We start from the raw sequence: 265 nt of genomic DNA, 5'->3' as shown, positions 1-265 counted from the left end.
ATTAGACGCTAGTGATGAGAAAAGAGATGGTAGTGTTGTAATCTCATTTGGTAATCCAGAAATTGTTACTTTTGTTACGTTACTTTCAAATGCCAGACCCCTGACGACTAGATTTTGCTCCATTGATGCTACCTCCTCAATTAACGTTCCAGGTTCATTCGTAAAGCTTGAGCGGACCTCAAGCAATATATTGTAATTTTTAGCGAACTCAACCGCTCTTGGATGCAGAACTCCTGCCCCCAGATTGGCTAGTTCAAGCATTTCA

General features: G+C 41.1%; 1 pseudogene. It reads right to left on the bottom strand.

The features are described 5' to 3' along the window. Positions 1–265, bottom strand: a pseudogene (locus JI667_RS21560) (aspartate kinase); the annotation flags it as partial.

The organism is Bacillus sp. NTK074B (genome assembly GCF_017303375.1).
Taxonomy (GTDB): Bacteria; Bacillota; Bacilli; order Bacillales; family Bacillaceae_B; genus Rossellomorea.
This window is presented reverse-complemented; position numbering and strand designations above follow the sequence as displayed.